The following is a 16,912-nucleotide window of genomic DNA, read 5'->3' on the forward strand; positions in this document are numbered from 1 at the left end:
CCTGGAGCCGCTCCCGCTGTCCCGGGAGCGGCTCGCCCTTTTTGAGGGCCGCTTGGCAATCAGGGTTAATCTTTCTTTAACTGCATCCGCCCGATGATGTCGTGAAATTCATCCAGGTACCGGCGACTCCAGTCTCTTTCGCGGCGGTCAGACACTGAAGATCCGCCATGAGCCACCTCGCCCGCAGCACCGGCACATCCGAGGAGTTGCCCCTGTTCTCGAACGGCTTCATCCTCCGTCTGAGCGCAGTTGTCGCAATGCTTGCAATGCTGATGCTGGGTATCAGCATCGGCGGCCGCTGGATCGGCCGGCACATTACGCTGGCGGGCAATACCGACAATACCGCCATCGTCACGATCACCATCGGCCGCGACACGCTCGATCTGGCCGAGAACGTGATCCGCTTCCCGAGCCAGAGGCATAGCGGTGCCGCCGAACGCGCCGACGTCTATCTCACCTGGCCGGAATTGCAGGGCTACACGAAGGAACACCGCGAGCGATTCGACGACGTCTCGCAGTCCGCCAATCTTATCTTTCTGCAGATCACCCAGAGCACGATGTCGCGCGACATGTCCGGCCGCGTCGAGCTCATCTATACGCATGTGATGGAAGGCGCAGCCGTGCCCTATGGCAACGGACTGACGCTTCACAATCTCAAAGCCGAGGCAGGCTATGGCGGCGAGGTTCTGCTGACTGCACCGCGCGCCAATGGGGCCACATATGCCGTTCGCTGCATCCTGCCCTCCGCGGCGGTTAGCCCAACAAGCGGGGACTGCCAGCGCGACATCAAGGTCGGCAAAGACCTTAGCGTCCTCTACCGCTTCTCAAGCCGCCATTTGCAGGACTGGGACCATATTGATGCCGCTATTCGCAGATTTGTGGAGGCCCATCTTGTGACCCGTTCCGCAACACCCCGCTAAAATGCATCTGCACGGCGAAGCAAACGATTAATCATAAACGGATTGGTAACCCTGCTCGGTTAGATTCAAAAGACAATGGCCGAGACAACGAGGACGTGTGTAGGCCGATATTTGAAAATGCAAGCGAAGAGTGAAATAGTGTCAAGGTCGATATCCTTCGTATCATCGCCACGATCCGGCAATTTCCTGGTGAAGATGTTAGCGGCGATCGCGATCGCAACAACGGCTTTCCTCGTTGAGTCGGCCACAGCCGAAGCAGAAGCCGCAAATTCGAAATATGCGGGCATTGTCGTCGATGCGAAGTCCGGCAACGTTCTCTACAGCGAGAATGCCGATCGCCTGCAATATCCGGCGTCGCTGACAAAGATGATGACACTCTATATGGTCTTCGAGGCGCTTGAACAGGGTCGCATCCGTCTCGACACGCGTGTCCCCTTCTCGGCTTACGCTTCATCTCAGGCTCCGACCAAGCTCGGCGTCAAGGCCGGCAGTTCGATCAGCGTCGAACAGGGTATCCTTGGCCTTGTGACACTCTCCGCCAATGACGCGGCAACGGCCCTTGGCGAATTGCTTGCCGGCAGCGAAAGCCGGTTCGCGCAGACGATGACCGCCAAGGCGCATGCGCTCGGCATGACCCGGACTACCTATCGCAATGCCAACGGCCTGCCGAACACGGCACAGATGACCACGGCACGCGATCAGGCCCGCCTCGGTATCGCACTTCGCCAGCATTTTCCGCAGTATTACAGCTATTTCTCCACGCGCAGCTTCAAGTTCGGCAAACGCGTCATCCGCAGCCACAACCGCCTTGTCGGTTCGGTGCGCGGCGTCGATGAGCATCAAGACCGGCTATACCCGGGCTGCCGTTCAATCTTGCTGAGCTCAGTGCAGGCCGACGGCAAGTCGATCGTGGTGCGTCATGGGTGGCACCTCCACGCCTGCCCGCAATGGGCAGATGCGTACGCTGATTGCGACCTATACTTCCGAAGGCGTCCCGCGCAGCGGCTCGAACCTGATTGCGCAGACGGCGCCCACGCCGGTTCCGTCACCGGTTGCTTCTGCGGCTGAAGCTCCTGTCGCGGCCGCCGATGTCGACCTGCCGCGCAAAGGCCCGACGCCGGATGCGCGCTATGAGGTAGCGTCCGCTGCCGTGGCCTATACTGACGCTCCTGCTGCGAAATCCGAAAACCCGCTCGTTGCCGAACAGAAGACCGAGATTCCGGCTCCGACCAAGGTGAAGACCAAGAGCTTCAAGCAAGCCTCCGTTGCGGTCCCCTCTCCGGCCCCTGCCTACATGCCGCCGGAAGAACCCGCCGGCAATCCAGTCGATGCTCTCACGACCGCCTCGGTGGGGCCGCGCCGCTGCCGCGAAACCGGCTGGTTGCCGATCAGGGGCCGAGCGGCTGGGTCGTTCAGATCGGCGTGTCGTCGAGCCGCGAAATGGCGATGGATCTGCTGGAGAATGCAAAGAGCAAGGGCGGCAAGGCTTTGAGCTCCGCAAAGCCCTTCGCAGTCGCCTATGCAAACGGCGGCGATCAGGTCTATCGCGCCCGCTTCGGCGGCTTCGACGACCAGCGCGAAGCCGGTGCAATCGCCTGCAAGGCGCTCAAGCGCGCAGGCGTCAAGTGCTGGGCGGCAGCCCAATGAGAGATACGGTCGCCAGCATTCCTGACGGCGCCGTTCACGGCCGGAATCGGTGTTTGCGGCGCCGGCTACAGTTCATAACCTCGATTTGTAATGCGTACGGGGATGATTATGGCGACCAATGGAAATGTAACGGGTTTTCCGCCCCGCAGTTCAGGCAAGCCGGCGCGGTTCGGCCTTCACCCGCTGCACGAGGCAGCGCTCCGGCTTGCTGAGATCGGCCTGCACCGGCCGAGAGCAAAATCGGCGAAAACCAAGGATCCATCAATCTGCTCCTTTGCCACGGCGCGCGTGCCTGGCGCTACTCGCAGCCGGAAGCCAGCATCCACTTGCACGTCACCTGCCCGGACGGCAAATCGCCGGTCATGCTGCGGCTGCGCTGAGGTTACAGCAATCCAAGCTCCGACAGCTCGCGGCGCAAATCCGCGGGCATCTCGGCAACACCCTCTCCGAGCGTCGTGATATCCCGCGGCACGTCTTCTTCCGGATAATAGCGCCAGCCCTGGAAGGCGCGCTTCGGCTGCACGGCAGTTTCGATCACTTCCGGCCCAAGAACCAGGCGGCACCGGCCGATCCCTTCGCTGTCGGTGAAGGTCTGGATATCCAGGAGCTTCTGGCGCGCTTGCACCTGCCCCTTGATGACCCAATAGAGTGAGCCGCCGTCAAGCAGTTCGTCCACGCGTTTCGGCACCATGCGCGTCGTGTGAACGGAATGCGGCTCGAGGCCAGCCGCAATCGCCCGCAGCGAACGCTCCGCCACCCATTCGCGCAAATCGTCGATCGAGTCCGACGCCCACACATAATTTGATCAGATGCAATGCCATGCCGTCGTTGAAATCCTTTTGGCCGGCAGCGTCAAGCGACTAACGGTCGCAAGTCCACAGGCTCAGCATTCGACGACGTTGACAGCGAGACCCCCGGTCGAAGTTTCCTTGTATTTCTCGCTCATATCGTAGCCCGTCTGGCGCATCGTCTCGATACAGGCGTCGAGCGGCACGAAATGCTGGCCGTCGCCTTTGACGGCAAGCGAGGCGGCGGTAACGGCCTTGACGGCACCGAGCGCATTGCGTTCGATGCACGGCACCTGGACGAGACCGGCCACCGGGTCGCAGGTCATGCCGAGATGGTGCTCGAGCGCGATTTCCGCCGCGTTCTCGATCTGGGCGGGCGTGCCGCCCATCACCGCCGCAAGTCCCGCGGCCGCCATCGTGCAGCCGCAGAACCGACCTCGCCCTGACAGCCCACTTCGGCGCCGGAAATCGAGGCGTTGTGCTTGATGATGCCGCCGATGGCAGCCGCAGTCAGGAGATAGTCGCGGATGCCGTTCTGATCCCAATCCTCGTGGAAATGCTCGTAATAGCGGATCGTTGCGGGAATAACCCCCGCTGCACCGTTCGTGGGCGCGGTCACCACGCGGCCGCCGGCCGCGTTCTCCTCGTTGACGGCCATGGCATAGACACTCAGCCAGTCGTTGGCGAGTAGCGGATTGATGCGGTTGCTCCTCCACTCCTCCTGCAGCTTATCGTGAAATCTTCCTCGCACGGCGCCGGACGTTCAAACCGCCCGGCATGACGCCGTCGACCTTGAGGCCGCGCTCGATACACGAGCGCATGGCTTCCCAGATACGGTCGAGACCTTCGTCGAGCTCCTCACGGCTGCGCTGGCTCTCCTCATTGGCGCGCTTCATCTGCGCGATGCTGAGGCCAGAGCGCTCCGCCATTTCCAGCATCTGCTTGGCGGTGGCGAAGGGATAGGGAACCTTGGTCGCACCCGCGACGGCTTTTTTCTTGGCGCGCATCTGCTCGAGCTCGGTATCGGTGACAACGAAACCGCCGCCGACGGAATAGTAGATGCGCTTCAGAAGCAGGCGTTCGTCCCTGTCATAGGCGCAGAAGGACATGCCGTTTGCGTGGCCCGGCAAGGGCTGCTTCTTGTCGAAGACCAGATCGATTCTTCGGCACGAAAAATAGGCCGGGTGGCCGGGCGGCGTGATGCGGCCCGAGCGCTCCACCTGGTCGATGATGCCGTCCATCTTGTCTGGATCGACGCTGTCTGGCTTCTCGCCCATCAGGCCAAGAATGACTGCCCTGCCCGTCCCGTGGCCGATACCGGTATGCGCCAGCGAGCCGTGCAGGCTGACCTTGATCGAGGCAACCTGCGCGCCAGAGGACGGAGCGTGGCCATTCGCTCGAAAGGATCAGGTCGAGGAAGCGGTTGGCAGCCGACATCGGACCCATCGTATGCGAGCTCGACGGGCCGATACCGATCTTGAAAACGTCGAATACCGAAAGGAACATGCCAGCTTCCTGTGAAAATCTTCCGCCAGAGTATCCAAAAGGCTATTCCGGCACTCGCGACGAACCGACATCGCGTTTAATTGGCGCGACACTAAAACGAAGGGCGCGTCTTGCCAATCATTGCAGCATGCAATTGCATCTGTAGAGTGGCGGCGTCGAATGCGGGATTGTAACATTGATGCTGACGGTTGCGGATTATATCGCACTGGCTTTCTTCGCCATTCTGTGGCTCAGCTATTCCTGGCTGCTGCGCGGCAGGACATTCTTCGGCCGCACGAGCCTCACCCATGCCATGACCGAACGGCGGCGCGAATGGATCTACAATTCGCTGCGCCGCGACCTGAAGATGATCGACACGCAGATCATGGCCGGGCTCCAGAACAGGCACGGCCTTCTTTGCATCGACCTCAATGTTCGCGATCGGCAGCTGCTTTGCACTGCTCGGTGCGACGGACAAGGTAAATGCCATCTTCGCCGATCTGCCTAATGTATTCAGCAGCGGCACCGCGAGCTTCGAACTCAAGGTCGGCGGGCTGACGGCGCTCTTTGCATACGCCTTCTTCAAGTTTGGCTGGTCTTATAGGCTCTTCAACTACTGCAGCATCCTCTTCGGCTCGATCCCAATGGTGCGCGACAGCGAGACCGATATCATCGCCGCCGAGCGCGCCGCCGAACGGGTCATCCGCATGAATGTGATTGCCGGCGGACATTTCAATGAAGGCCTTCGCGCGATCTTCCTGTCGATCGGCTATCTCGGATGGTTCGTGAACGCTTACGTTTTCATGGCGACGACGGCGATCATCGTCGTGGTGCTCACGCGCAGGCAGTTTTTCTCGGAGGCGCGGCTGGCGATCATCGATGCCCACCCGCCATCAATTCTCCACCTTTCTGCTATTCGCCGCGATATGCCGCCAGATGGCGGAAGTGATTTGCCGGGGGATTATGATGGCTATTTCGGCGAACGAAAACGGTGCGTCCTCCCGGCCGCCGCGCATCGGCCTGCTCGATACGGCGCGGGGCGCGGCGCTGATTGCCATGGCGACCTACCACTTCACCTGGGATATGGAGTTCATGGGCTATCTGGCGCGCGGCACAGCAGAGGCTGGGTGGCTGAAGATCTATGCCCGGGCGATCGCCTCGACATTCCTCTTCCTCGCCGGTGTCAGCTTGATGCTTGCCGGCACACCAAGCATCAGGCGCCAGGCCTATCTCCGGCGGCTTGACATGATCGTTTCAGCCGCGGCTCTTATCACGGCCGCGACGGCAATTGCGATGCCGCAGGGCGCGATATTCTTCGGTATTCTGCACAGTATCGCAGCGGCAAGCGTCATTGGCCTGCTCTTCCTGCGCATGCCCGGGATTATAACGATTGCCGCCGGCATTGCGGCCGTCATCGCTCCGCTCTATCTGCGCTCTTCATTCTTCGATACGCCATGGCTTTGGTGGGTGGGCCTATCCCAAACGGTTCCGCGATCGAACGATTATGTGCCGGTTCTACCCTGGATCGGGCCTTTTCTCATCGGCATGGGCGTTTCGAGCATAGCGCTGAAACAGGGCTGGGCGGAATGGCTCGCAAAGTTTGGCACCGGCACCACTCTGCTCGCAAAAGCTGGCCGCCACAGCCTCGCCATCTACCTGATCCACCAGCCGATCCTGATCGCGATCGCCTATGCGCTTTCGATCACCGTCCCGCCCGCAAAGCCGGATCCCGTGCAGACCTACTTGCAGCAATGCCAGACCTCCTGCGTCGTCCAGGAAGGCGAAGCGCTTTGCCGCAGCTTCTGCCAGTGCACGCTCGAAAGATTGCAGGGTGAGAACCTGTTCACGCCACTCCAGTCTGGCGCAATCCAGGCGGATAAGGATGAAAGGGTACAGCGTATCGCATTGGAGTGCAGCACCGAAGCGCAATGAAGGTAGTTCGATGAATGCCTATCGTTCTAAGCCGCTGAAGTTTCCATGGCCGCCGGTTTTATACGGCCTCGCTTTTGTCTCCGCTTTCCTGCTCGGCGAAATCGCAGGGCTTCCGGTACCCCGGATGCATACCGCCTTTGGCTGGATCATAGGCGCAGCGCTCACCGTCGCAGCCGTCTCGCTCGACATATGGGCGATCAAGACCCTGCTGGAGAGCGGGACGACGATCATGCCGCATCGCGCAACAGCCCATCTCGTCACCCGCGGACCCTTTCGCTACACGCGCAATCCGATCTATCTCGGCTACACGCTTGCAACGGTCGCCTTCGGCCTCATGACGGCAAACAGCTGGTTCTACGTCGCAGCGGTCTTCGCGGCGATCGTCACCACCTTTGTCGCGATCCGGCGCGAGGAAAGACACCTGCAGGCCCGCTTCGGCTGCGATTTCGAAAGCTATTGCAGAAGAACCAGACGCTGGATCTGACGCTCAGGTGCCCACGCCGATTTCGGCGAGCCGGCCGAGACAGGCCTCTTCGATATTGTCGAGCTCAGTCAGCGTGTCGTCGATGTCCTTGCGCTTCTTGCGCAGGTCTTCCCGCTTTTCGTCAACACGTTTCATCAAAAGCTTGAGCTGGCCGAGTTCCCCAGGCGGGTCCTTATAGACCTGAATGATCTCGCGAATCTCCGCGATCGTGAAGCCGATGCGGCGGCCGCGCAGGATTTCCTGGATCAGGCGCCGGTCGGCCGGACGAAAGAGGCGCGTGCGCCCGCGGCGTTCCGGATGGATCAGGCCCTCGTCTTCGTAGAAGCGAAGCGTGCGCGTCGACACCCCGAATTCGCGCGTCAGCTCCGTTATGCTATAGTACTTGTTCACTGGCATTGGCTTCCCACTCTCGTAGCCCATAATATTGACTTTTACGTAATAGTCAATTTAGGCAATTCCGGCTCAGATGCCGAACCACCAGGTGGCGATACCGAGGAAAGCGAAGAAGCCCGTGCAGTCAGTGACGGTGGTTACGAAAACGGACGACGCAATAGCCGGGTCCGCGCCGACCTTATCCAGAAGAAGCGGCAAAAGAATGCCGGCCAGCGCCGCAGCCACCAGGTTGATGATCATGGCGGCGCCGATGACCATACCAAGCTGGTAGTCGTGGAACCACGTGCCGGCAATCGTGCCCATGATGCTGGCAAAGACGATGCCGTTCAAGATCCCGACGCCCGCCTCCCTGCGGATGATGCGGCCGGCATTGTATATGTCGAGGTCGCGGGTCGCGAGCGCGCGCACGGTGACGGTCATTGTCTGCGTGCCGGCATTGCCTCCCATGGAGGCCACGATTGGCATCAGTACGGCAAGCGCGATCATCTTCTCGATCGATGCGTCGAAGAGGCCGATGACACTGGCCGAAAGCATCGCCGTGCCGAGATTGATCATCAGCCAGAGGAAGCGCGAGCGGACAGTCGATATGACATTGTCGGACAGCTCTTCGTCACCGACGCCGCCGAGGCGTTTGATGTCCTCATCCGCTTCCTCGTGAATGACGTCGACTACATCGTCGATGGTAAGAACACCGACAAGACGGTCGTTCTCGTCCACGACGGCGGCTGAGAGAAGGTCGTATTGCTCGAAGAGCTGCGCCGCCTCTTCCTGGTCCATCTCGGCTGGAACCGGATGGGTCGTCTCGCGCATGATCGCTTCGATTTTTGTCTGCCGCTTGGTGCGGAGAATCTGGTCGAGATCGACGGCACCGAGCAGCTTGAAGGTCGGGTCGATAACGAAGATCTGCGTGAAGGAATAAGGCAGGTCCTCCTCTTCGCGCATATAGTCGATCGTCTGACCGACAGTCCAGAAGGGCGGCACCGCCACAAATTCCGTCTGCATGCGGCGGCCGGCAGAGCTTTCCGGGTAATCCAGTGCCCTACGCAGGCGCACCCGCTCGGTGAACGGCAGCTGCGCCAGAATTTCTTCCCGGTCTTCCTTGTCCAGGTCCTCGAGAATGTAGACAGCGTCGTCCGAATCGAGGTCGCCGATTGCAGCGGCAATCTGCTCGTTCGGTATCTGATCGACAATTTCGCGACGGATCGTTTCATCGACCTCCGTCAGCGCCGTCATGTCGAAATCGTCGCCGAGGAGGCGGACAAGTGCCAGGCGCTGATCCGGTTGGATCGATTCCAGCAGGTCGCCTATTTCGGAACTCGTGAAGACGCGCGACGTTCTGCCGGAGAAAAATCGTATCGCGGTCGGCGATGGCAGCGCCGACAAGCGCCAGAAAGTCGCTGCGGACATTGCCGTCCTCGTCGTAGATGTCGGCTCCTTCGTCGTCCGGACGTCTGCGGATGCGGTCGTCTTCTCCGGTTTCCGTCATCTGCCGTCCTCGCGTTCCAAGATTAACGACTGTCGCGCCGTATTCGAGAATGGCGGCTGAAAAAGCATTGTCAACAAGCGGATAAACGAACTCCGCCTGCCCTCTCGGCCCGCCCGAATTCCAGCCTCTGCTAACCGAAATGCTCGGTGCCGTCCAGCGCCAAAGCGCATAGCGCAGATGACAACGCGCCGTCTTGCCGATAGTTTTCGCGCGCCAGTAAACAAGGACCGCCGCCGATGGCCATTCGCCCCATTCTTCGCTATCCGCATCCCGGCCTGAAGACAGTCTGCGAACCGGTGACGGTCTTCGATTCGGCACTGCGTCGGCTTGCTGACGATATGCTGGAGACGATGCGCGTCGCACCCGGCATCGGCATCACGGCCGCCCATGTCGGCGTCTTCCTGCGGGTGGTCGTGATCGAGCTCAACAAGGCCGATGGAGTTCGGATCTTTATCAACCCCGATATCATTTCGGTTTCGGATGAACTCATGCGCCAGACCGAAGGAAGCGTGTCGATGCCGGGCATGACCGACGAGGTGACGAGACCCCGCGCAGTCCGTTTCCGCTACCAGGACATCAACGGTGTCCAGCATGAAGAGCATGCCGATGGCTTCCTGGCAATTTGCATGCAGCACGAAGTCGACCAGCTTGACGGAATTTTCTGGCTTCAGCGCCTGTCGAAGCTGAAGCGCGACCGCCTGATCCGGAAATGGGAAAAAGCGAGGCTGTGATTTCACGAAACTTTGGCGAACCATTCCGGACCACGAGCGTTCTTTGACCAAGGTAACGCCTGAGGGAGAATGACGATGCCAAAGAAGAACGACAAGACCACCTTTTCGCGCGAAGACGATTATCGCGATTACGAAGAACGCAATCTTGACGACGGCTGGCCCTACTCCGACGAAGCAGGCGCGCGATCGCCTGAACCGCAAAATCGAGCCTACGGCGAAACGCCCGCAAACTTCGACCGCGATCCTAACAGCGGCTTTCGCGTTGACGGCACGGACGAAGACGGAAACGAAAACCGGCTCAAGGATTCGCTCAGGGCCGATACGATCCATCGCGATGAAAGCGATGACCTCGAAGCGCGCGTGACGGAGAACCTGGAAAACATCCCGGATCTGAACCTCGACAGCATCGATGTTCATGCCGACGGCCATACCGTAACGCTGGAAGGCGCGGTCGAGACCATCGGAATGGCCCGGAAGGTCGAACTCGGTGCCCTTTCAGTTGATGGCGTCCACCATATCCGCAACCGGCTGGAAACGATCGGTGTTGATTCGCATCTATCGGACGAGGATTGAAGTCGCTGAAAATCAAGGCCGATCGAACCGTCGCGCATGCCGCAAACGAAAAGCGGCCGGAAACCGGCCATTTTTCATGTCGCCCGCGAGATGGGACGTTCTAAAAATTTCTCTGGAAGAGAATGGTGCGGTCGAGAAGACTCGAACTTCCACGGGTTGCCCCACAGCGACCTCAACGCTGCGCGTCTACCAATTCCGCCACGACCGCATCGTGGTAGGTGCCGATTTGCGCCGGCGGGGCAGCATGTAGCAAAAGCATTTGGGGTGCACAAGGGCGATATGGCAGTTTTTTGCAAAACAAATCACAGCATTTGAATTGCCCGTCAAACGGGGCCATATAGGCGATCTGCCGCCGTGATCGCCGTGCGGCGAGGGAAGTCTATGCTGCGCACCGATCTACAATTCTCGATGTTTCCGCTTGAAGGCTCAAAGCCCGTGCGTTGGCGCATCTCCGATGGTCTCATTCCTTATAGCGAAGCCGTCGAGACGATGGAGCGCGAGGTGGCCGTGATCGCCGAGGGGGGCGACGAGCTTGTCTGGCTCGTCGAGCATCCGCCCCTCTATACGGCAGGCACCAGCGCCAATGCGAAGGACCTTGTGCAGCCGGACCGTTTTCCGGTTTTTGCGACCGGCCGCGGCGGCGAATACACTTATCATGGCCCCGGCCAGCGCGTTGCCTATGTGATGCTTGATCTCAAACGCCGGCGGCAGGATGTCCGCGCCTTCGTCGTGGCGCTTGAAGAAGTGGTGATCCTTACGCTCGAATTCGATGAACGTACGCGGCGAGCGGCGCGAGGACCGCGTCGGCGTCTGGGTGAGACGGCCGGAGAAACCGCATCTTCCGGACGGCAGCATGAGCGAGGACAAGATTGCTGCGCTCGGCATCCGGCTTCGCAGATGGGTGACGTTTCACGGCTTGTCGCTCAATGTCGATCCCGACCTCGACCATTTTACCGGCATCGTACCCTGCGGGATTTCTGCCTACGGCGTGACCAGCCTTGTCGATCTCGGCCTGCCGGTGATGATGGCGGATGTGGATATCCGCCTGCGCGAAGCCTTCGAATCGGTCTTCGGCAAAACGGTGGGCGAACGCTAGTCCATATTGATCGGCATGCATTCCTGTGGTTGATGGCTTCGTTCCCGAAAGCCTGCACCATGTCCCAAGAACAATCTCCGCATAATCCGCTTCAAGGCATGGTCATCATGGCCGGCGCCATGGTCGTCCTGCCCGCCATGGACGCGATCGCCAAATACATGGCGACCTTCGAGGCGATGTCACCGGGGCAGGTGACATTCTATCGCTTCTTCTTTCAGGTCGCCTGCACGCTTCCTATCCTGCTTGCCGTCTTCCGCTGGAAGGCGCTTTCGGCAAAGCGACCATGGATGAACCTGCTGCGGGGCGCCTTGCATGGCGCAGCCAGCCTGCTCTTCTTCGTCGCGGTCAAATACATGCCGCTCGCGGATGTCTTCGCGATCTATTTCGTGGAACCATTCATGCTGACGGCTCTTTCGGCGCTCTTCCTCGGCGACAAGGTCGGTTGGCGGCGGTGGGCGGCGATCGTCGTCGGCTTCGCAGGTGCGATGATCGTCATCCAACCGAGCTACGAAATCTTCGGCATGAAGGCGCTGCTGCCAGTGCTTTGTGCCTTCCTTTTCTCGCTCTATCTCTTCCTCAACCGGGCAATCGGTGAAGCCGATTCGCCGTTAACGATGCAGACCTTGGCCGGAATCGGTGGAATGCTCTTCATGGGGGCCGCGCTCCTGGGCGGAAATGCGCTTTCAATGCCCGATTTCGAAATGTCGCTTCCCGCGTCGGTATTGGGCCTCGTCCTGCTGCTCGTCCTCGGCACCATCTCCGGCTATGCGCATATGCTGATCGTCAGGGCATTCCGCCTTGCGCCGCTTTCGCTGCTTGCCCCGTTCCAATATTTCGAGATTATTTCGGCGACCGTGCTCGGATACGCGCTGTTCAACGATTTTCCCAATTTTTCCAAATGGATCGGCATTTTCATCATCGTCGCGTCCGGCCTCTTCATCATCTGGCGCGAACGCCTTCAGTCAAGATCGCTAAAATCATCGGAAACACCTGCGTAGTCGATTAACCCTTGTCGTTGAGGGTTCTTCAATTCCGCTGGGCTAAAATTATTTCTGGCTTCATGAAGAAGTCTGGAGATGAAAGATGAGCGAATTCCGACTCGCTTTTCCGGCATGCGTGATCGCGGGAAAGCATCGGCTGGCCGCCGACGATATCAGCCTCTTGCGCAAGCACAGCTTTCCGCACGGCGTCCGGAAGGCCGACGACGTCGTTGTCATGCTTGCACTGAACAATTCCTGTCCTGAAAAATGCCCGGAATGGAGCGCCTTCTTCGTGGAAGAACTCGCTGGTTTCATTGTCAACTACAGCTATCCGCAGGGCTCGCTGGACGAGATCAATGTCGCCTGGATCATGCGCATGTTCGCGACCGACGGTGTCATCAATTCGGCGCTCGAACTGGAACTCATACTGCACATCATGGAGATTTCCTCCCATGTACCGGACGAGCTGCGCGCCTTTGCGCTCGATCAGCTGCGCCTTGCGGTTACCGACGATGTCGGCGGCTACAAGCTGTCGCGTGCAGTGGACCGCAAAGGCATCGCCCGCCAGGACATCGATTTCGTGATGCGCGTGCTGCGGGACATCTGCGAGGGCGGTGTGATTCCAGTTTCGCATCTCACCTACAGCGTCTTGCGCCGGATCGAAGCGGAAACGCTGCCTTCCGCCAATCATCCCCGCTGGGCTGAAATCCTCCAGGCGCTCCAGCTTCGCGACTACACCGAACCGCGCTCCAGCCGCTGGCTGCGGATCGTGGACGACGAACAAGCTGTCGCGTGACTTGCGTTAGGACAGGTCCCTTCCCCAACGTCAGATTTCGTACGATTGTGCGTCCCGGCGTTTCTGCGTAGAACTTCTGGACGCATTTTTCGGGTGGAGTTTGCATGTTCAAGAAAATCCTGATCGCGAACCGCGGCGAGATCGCTTGCCGCGTGATCAAGACTGCGCGCCGCATGGGTATTGCAACGGTCGCGGTCTATTCGGACGCAGACCGCGATGCCCTTCACGTCGAGATGGCTGATGAGGCAGTGCATATAGGCCCGGCGGCGGCAGCCGAGAGCTATCTCGTCGCCGAAAAGATCATCGCCGTCTGCAAGGAGACCGGCGCGGAAGCTGTTCACCCCGGCTACGGCTTCCTTTCCGAACGGGCCTCCTTCTGCGAGGCCCTCGAAAGGGAGGGCATCGTCTTCATCGGGCCTAAACCGAAGGCCATCAGCGGCGATGGGCGACAAGATCGAATCGAAGAAGTTCGCCAATGCCGCCAAGGTTTCAACGGTACCGGGCTATCTCGGCGTCATCGAGGATGCAGCGCATGCCGAGAAGATCGCCGGCGAGATCGGCTATCCCGGTAATGATCAAGGCTTCGGCCGGCGGCGGCGGTAAGGGCATGCGTATCGCCTGGAACGAGGCGGAAGTCCACGACGGTTTCGACCGTGCCCGCTCGGAGGCAAGGAGTTCTTTCGGCGACGATCGCGTCTTCATCGAGAAATACATTGTCGATCCGCGCCATATCGAAATCCAGGTGCTGGCGGATGCGCACGGCAATACCGTCTATCTCGGCGAGCGCGAATGCTCGATCCAGCGGCGGAACCAGAAGGTCGTCGAAGAGGCACCCTCGCCTTTCCTCGACGAAAAGACCAGACAGGCGATGGGCAAGCAGTCCGTCGCACTGGCGAAGGCCGTCGATTATCAGAGCGCAGGAACGGTAGAATTCATCGTCGACCGCGACCGCAATTTCTATTTCCTCGAAATGAACACGCGGCTGCAGGTCGAGCATCCGGTGACGGAGCTGGTGACCGGGATCGACCTCGTGGAGCAGATGATCCGGGTTGCGGCGGGCGAAACGCTTCCCTTCAGCCAGAAGGACATAAAGCTGAATGGCTGGGCGATCGAGAGCCGCCTCTACGCCGAAGATCCCTATCGCAACTTCCTGCCGTCGATCGGCCGCCTGACGCGTTACCGCCCGCCCGCGGAAGGCTTGCACGGCAGCACGATCGTCCGCAACGATACCGGTGTCTTCGAGGGCGCCGAAATCTCGATGTATTACGATCCGATGATCGCCAAGCTTTGCGCCTGGGCGCCGGACCGTTCGGCAGCGATCGAGGCCATGGGCCAGGCACTCGACGGCTTCGTGGTTGACGGCATCGCGCATAATCTGCCGTTCCTCTCGGCATTGATGAAGCATCCGCGCTGGCGCGAGGGCAGACTTTCGACTGGTTTCATTGCCGAGGAATATCCGGACGGCTTTGCTCCGATGGCCCCGGATCAGCGGGAGGAGGCTCTGCTTGCGGCCGTAGCGCTGTCTATAGCGCTGATCGAAGCCAATCGCCGCGAACGCCATATCGACCGATTGCGGGCTTCGGACGGTAATCTTCGCGAGGAATGGGTCGTGAAGATCGGCACGGCCTATGTGCCGGTGAGGCTTGCCGATGGACTGGTGACCATCCCGTTCGACATGGAGATGGAAGCAGCGGGAGAAAAGTTCCGTGTTGTCACCGATTGGCGACCCGGTGCACCAGTCTGGAACGGGGCAATCGGCGGACGGGCGGTGACGGCCCAGATCCGGTCGGTTCTGAACGGCATGCGCATCGACTGGCAGGGCCTTGCGGTCCGCGCCACGGTTTTCACGCCCCGCCACGCCGAACTCGATTGCCTGATGCCGGTCAAGCTCCCGCCGGATACCTCGAAGCTGCTGCTTTGCCCGATGCCGGGGCTGGTGATTTCGATCGCCGTCGCGGAAGGCCAGGAGGTAAAGGCCGGTGAGACGCTTGCCGTCGTGGAAGCTATGAAGATGGAAAACGTGCTGCGGGCCGAACGCGATCTGGTCGTCGGCAAGATCAATGCGAAGCCTGGCGAGAGCCTCGCCGTCGATGCCGTGATCCTGGAATTCGCCTGATCCGGATTGGCACAGGTCCGTCTGCGCCGCCGCTGACGCGACTTCGCATTTGTTAAGGTCTTGCAGCCTAGTATGCGGCGTTTTCGTCTTGTGGCTGGGGCCTCGGAGACACGAATGACGGCGCTGCAATCTGCCGCCCTGCTGCTTTTCATCAATCTTGGCCTGCTTTGGCTGCTCATGCGCATACCACTCGGCGTGCGCACCATTCGCCTGACGCGGACATTCCAGAGACCGCCGGAGGAGCTGTGGAGAGCGATCGATCCCGCCGGCACCGACGCCGACTGGCACCATTCCGTCCTCAGCAGCAAGCCGCTCAAGAATCGCACAGGCATCGTCGAGCAGATCTACAGCCATTTGGACCGCGACGGCGCACCTCTGCGCCGCTTGCTGGCTTTGGAGCCGTTGCCGGCCGCCGGCGGACGCGGCTTTCGTTCGCGCGTCGCTGACGACAGCACGCTTGATTTGGCCTTCTGGCGGGATTTCAGCGAAAGCAGGATCGTCCGCCGCCTGCCCGACGGCGCCGAGATCGAAATTACGCAAACGGATCGTTACCGCGGCCTCGCCTTCCTTCTTTTCCGATATGTCATGCTGCGCCGCGAGCTGCGTGCGCTCGAAGGTTGGCTTGAAACCGGTGCATCGGTTCCGCAGGGATATTTCGAACATCCCACGTTTCAATGCGGCCTGGCTGTACTCTCGACGCTTTTGCTTTGGCCGTTCTTCGGACTGACGACATACGGGCTGATGATCTCGACGTTTCTTACCCTCGTCATCGCTCTGCACGAGCTCGGGCATCTCGCCGCCTACCGGACTTTCGGACATGAATCCGTGCGCATGATCTTCGTGCCGCTCCTCGGTGGCATCGCGATTGGCGGCAGACCCTACAAGAGCCATTTCGAAGTTGCCACCTGCGCGCTGATGGGACCTGGCATCTCGGCCTTCTTCGTGCCTATCCTGATTGCCGGGGATAACATTGCTGCACATGGCCTGCTGTCGGAGCAATTCCGCGGCCCACTATTGATCTTCCTGCTCATCCTCGGCGCTTTCAACCTGCTCAATCTTCTGCCAATGCAAAGGTTCGACGGTGGTCAGGTCTTGCGGCAGATATTCAGAACACCCCGCTCGCTGATCGGAGCGAGCTTTGCCATTACGGCCTGCATTCTCGCCATCGGCTGGGAGGTCGGCGTTTCCAGCGGCATCCTGGCTGCGGCGCTCGCCGTCTTCATCCTGCTCAGCATGATTGGCGCGGGATCCTTCAAGCCTCGCCACAAGCTCGAGGAGATGAAGGCCTGCGAGCGCCTGCTGGTCACCTTCGGTCTTTATGCTGCGATCCTCATTCATGGCTATGCAGTTATTTTTTCGGCGGAAAAGCTCTTTTGACGCTCTGAGCAAACTGGTTGTCGCAAGTAGCTGATTTTGCGATAATGTTATCGCCGCCTTTCCTTTTCGCTTGAGCCGCCGTCGCCCGGCATGCCAAGGTTACGTCGG

Annotated in this window: 12 protein-coding genes, 1 tRNA gene and 7 pseudogenes; 15 read left to right on the top strand and 5 right to left on the bottom strand. The window is 60.0% G+C overall.

Going from position 1 to position 16,912, the window contains the following annotated elements:
• Positions 1 to 167 precede the first annotated feature (167 nt).
• The 3 genes and pseudogenes from ACW4PC_RS06070 (at position 168) to ACW4PC_RS06080 (ending at position 2,947) form a co-directional block, all read left to right on the top strand.
• Complete coding sequence (locus ACW4PC_RS06070; protein WP_455873168.1) at positions 168 to 920, top strand: hypothetical protein; 753 nt, start codon at positions 168 to 170, stop codon at positions 918 to 920.
• Positions 921 to 1,037: 117 nt separating this feature from the next.
• Positions 1,038 to 2,567 (top strand): annotated as a pseudogene (locus ACW4PC_RS06075) (serine hydrolase).
• A gap of 108 nt (positions 2,568 to 2,675) precedes the next feature.
• Positions 2,676 to 2,947: pseudogene (locus ACW4PC_RS06080) on the top strand (hypothetical protein).
• 2 nt (positions 2,948 to 2,949) lie between these two features.
• Here the strand turns inward: ACW4PC_RS06080 and ACW4PC_RS06085 are convergent.
• Together ACW4PC_RS06085 and ACW4PC_RS06090 are read right to left on the bottom strand one after the other, a co-directional pair.
• A pseudogene (locus tag ACW4PC_RS06085) lies at positions 2,950 to 3,388 on the bottom strand (DUF1489 family protein).
• Positions 3,389 to 3,450: 62 nt separating this feature from the next.
• A pseudogene (locus ACW4PC_RS06090) lies at positions 3,451 to 4,861 on the bottom strand (L-serine ammonia-lyase).
• A gap of 181 nt (positions 4,862 to 5,042) precedes the next feature.
• Here ACW4PC_RS06090 and ACW4PC_RS06095 point away from each other — a divergent pair.
• The 3 genes and pseudogenes from ACW4PC_RS06095 to ACW4PC_RS06105 all read left to right on the top strand — a co-directional run.
• Positions 5,043 to 5,796, top strand: a pseudogene (locus tag ACW4PC_RS06095) (DUF599 domain-containing protein); the annotation flags it as partial.
• A 10-nt stretch (positions 5,797 to 5,806) separates the two neighbouring features.
• Positions 5,807 to 6,772 carry a heparan-alpha-glucosaminide N-acetyltransferase gene (locus tag ACW4PC_RS06100; RefSeq protein WP_455873618.1) on the top strand — a complete coding sequence of 322 codons (966 nt, stop codon included), beginning with the start codon at positions 5,807 to 5,809 and terminating at the stop codon, positions 6,770 to 6,772.
• A gap of 10 nt (positions 6,773 to 6,782) precedes the next feature.
• Positions 6,783 to 7,256, top strand: coding sequence for a methyltransferase family protein (locus tag ACW4PC_RS06105; RefSeq protein WP_455873169.1), 474 nt, complete (start codon positions 6,783 to 6,785; stop codon positions 7,254 to 7,256).
• Positions 7,257 to 7,259: 3 nt separating this feature from the next.
• Here ACW4PC_RS06105 and ACW4PC_RS06110 read toward each other — a convergent pair whose 3' ends face one another.
• Together ACW4PC_RS06110 and mgtE are read right to left on the bottom strand one after the other, a co-directional pair.
• The gene (locus ACW4PC_RS06110) at positions 7,260 to 7,652 is read right to left on the bottom strand and encodes a MerR family transcriptional regulator (protein ID WP_022715690.1); all 393 of its coding nucleotides are present in this window, start codon (positions 7,650 to 7,652) and stop codon (positions 7,260 to 7,262) included.
• Between the two features lie 66 nt (positions 7,653 to 7,718).
• A pseudogene (mgtE, locus tag ACW4PC_RS06115) lies at positions 7,719 to 9,075 on the bottom strand (magnesium transporter).
• Between mgtE and ACW4PC_RS06120 the strand changes: the two are divergent.
• From ACW4PC_RS06120 to ACW4PC_RS06130, 3 genes are all read left to right on the top strand, one after another.
• The gene (locus ACW4PC_RS06120; RefSeq protein ID WP_455873661.1) at positions 8,968 to 9,195 is read left to right on the top strand and encodes a hypothetical protein; all 228 of its coding nucleotides are present in this window, start codon (positions 8,968 to 8,970) and stop codon (positions 9,193 to 9,195) included. The pseudogene mgtE and the gene ACW4PC_RS06120 sit on opposite strands and share 108 nt — an antisense overlap.
• Before the next feature lie 176 nt (positions 9,196 to 9,371).
• Positions 9,372 to 9,866: a peptide deformylase gene (locus ACW4PC_RS06125; protein ID WP_455873170.1), complete on the top strand. Its 495-nt coding sequence runs from the start codon at positions 9,372 to 9,374 to the stop codon at positions 9,864 to 9,866.
• 75 nt (positions 9,867 to 9,941) lie between these two features.
• On the top strand, positions 9,942 to 10,439 hold the full coding sequence (locus ACW4PC_RS06130) for a BON domain-containing protein (protein WP_455873171.1): 498 nt from the start codon (positions 9,942 to 9,944) through the stop codon (positions 10,437 to 10,439).
• 123 nt (positions 10,440 to 10,562) lie between these two features.
• Here the strand turns inward: ACW4PC_RS06130 and ACW4PC_RS06135 are convergent.
• A tRNA-Leu gene (locus ACW4PC_RS06135) sits at positions 10,563 to 10,647 on the bottom strand.
• Between the two features lie 173 nt (positions 10,648 to 10,820).
• Between ACW4PC_RS06135 and lipB the strand changes: the two are divergent.
• The 6 genes and pseudogenes from lipB to ACW4PC_RS06165 all read left to right on the top strand — a co-directional run bounded on the left by lipB (position 10,821) and on the right by ACW4PC_RS06165 (position 16,804).
• A pseudogene (lipB, locus tag ACW4PC_RS06140) lies at positions 10,821 to 11,535 on the top strand (lipoyl(octanoyl) transferase LipB).
• A gap of 59 nt (positions 11,536 to 11,594) precedes the next feature.
• On the top strand, positions 11,595 to 12,533 hold the full coding sequence (locus ACW4PC_RS06145; protein ID WP_455873172.1) for a DMT family transporter: 939 nt from the start codon (positions 11,595 to 11,597) through the stop codon (positions 12,531 to 12,533).
• An 85-nt stretch (positions 12,534 to 12,618) separates the two neighbouring features.
• Positions 12,619 to 13,311 (top strand): hypothetical protein, encoded by a 693-nt coding sequence (locus tag ACW4PC_RS06150; RefSeq protein WP_455873173.1) that lies wholly within the window; start codon positions 12,619 to 12,621, stop codon positions 13,309 to 13,311.
• Between the two features lie 104 nt (positions 13,312 to 13,415).
• Complete coding sequence (locus ACW4PC_RS06155; RefSeq protein ID WP_455873174.1) at positions 13,416 to 13,883, top strand: biotin carboxylase N-terminal domain-containing protein; 468 nt, start codon at positions 13,416 to 13,418, stop codon at positions 13,881 to 13,883.
• Positions 13,883 to 15,427, top strand: coding sequence for an ATP-binding protein (locus tag ACW4PC_RS06160; protein WP_455873175.1), 1,545 nt, complete (start codon positions 13,883 to 13,885; stop codon positions 15,425 to 15,427). Before ACW4PC_RS06155 ends, ACW4PC_RS06160 begins: the two co-directional genes overlap by 1 nt.
• Positions 15,428 to 15,541: 114 nt before the next feature.
• The gene (locus ACW4PC_RS06165) at positions 15,542 to 16,804 is read left to right on the top strand and encodes a hypothetical protein (protein ID WP_455873176.1); all 1,263 of its coding nucleotides are present in this window, start codon (positions 15,542 to 15,544) and stop codon (positions 16,802 to 16,804) included.
• The last annotated feature ends 108 nt before the right edge of the window (positions 16,805 to 16,912 follow it).

Source organism: Rhizobium yanglingense, from assembly GCF_977109285.1.

Coding starts and splice junctions, on each gene's coding strand:
- ACW4PC_RS06070 (WP_455873168.1), top strand. CDS start 168: ATGAGCCACCTCGCCCGCAGCACCGGCACATCCGAGGAGTTGCCCCTG.
- ACW4PC_RS06100 (WP_455873618.1), top strand. CDS start 5,807: ATGGCTATTTCGGCGAACGAAAACGGTGCGTCCTCCCGGCCGCCGCGC.
- ACW4PC_RS06105 (WP_455873169.1), top strand. CDS start 6,783: ATGAATGCCTATCGTTCTAAGCCGCTGAAGTTTCCATGGCCGCCGGTT.
- ACW4PC_RS06110 (WP_022715690.1), bottom strand. CDS start 7,652: ATGCCAGTGAACAAGTACTATAGCATAACGGAGCTGACGCGCGAATTC.
- ACW4PC_RS06125 (WP_455873170.1), top strand. CDS start 9,372: ATGGCCATTCGCCCCATTCTTCGCTATCCGCATCCCGGCCTGAAGACA.
- ACW4PC_RS06130 (WP_455873171.1), top strand. CDS start 9,942: ATGCCAAAGAAGAACGACAAGACCACCTTTTCGCGCGAAGACGATTAT.
- ACW4PC_RS06145 (WP_455873172.1), top strand. CDS start 11,595: ATGTCCCAAGAACAATCTCCGCATAATCCGCTTCAAGGCATGGTCATC.
- ACW4PC_RS06150 (WP_455873173.1), top strand. CDS start 12,619: ATGAGCGAATTCCGACTCGCTTTTCCGGCATGCGTGATCGCGGGAAAG.
- ACW4PC_RS06155 (WP_455873174.1), top strand. CDS start 13,416: ATGTTCAAGAAAATCCTGATCGCGAACCGCGGCGAGATCGCTTGCCGC.
- ACW4PC_RS06160 (WP_455873175.1), top strand. CDS start 13,883: ATGATCAAGGCTTCGGCCGGCGGCGGCGGTAAGGGCATGCGTATCGCC.
- ACW4PC_RS06165 (WP_455873176.1), top strand. CDS start 15,542: ATGACGGCGCTGCAATCTGCCGCCCTGCTGCTTTTCATCAATCTTGGC.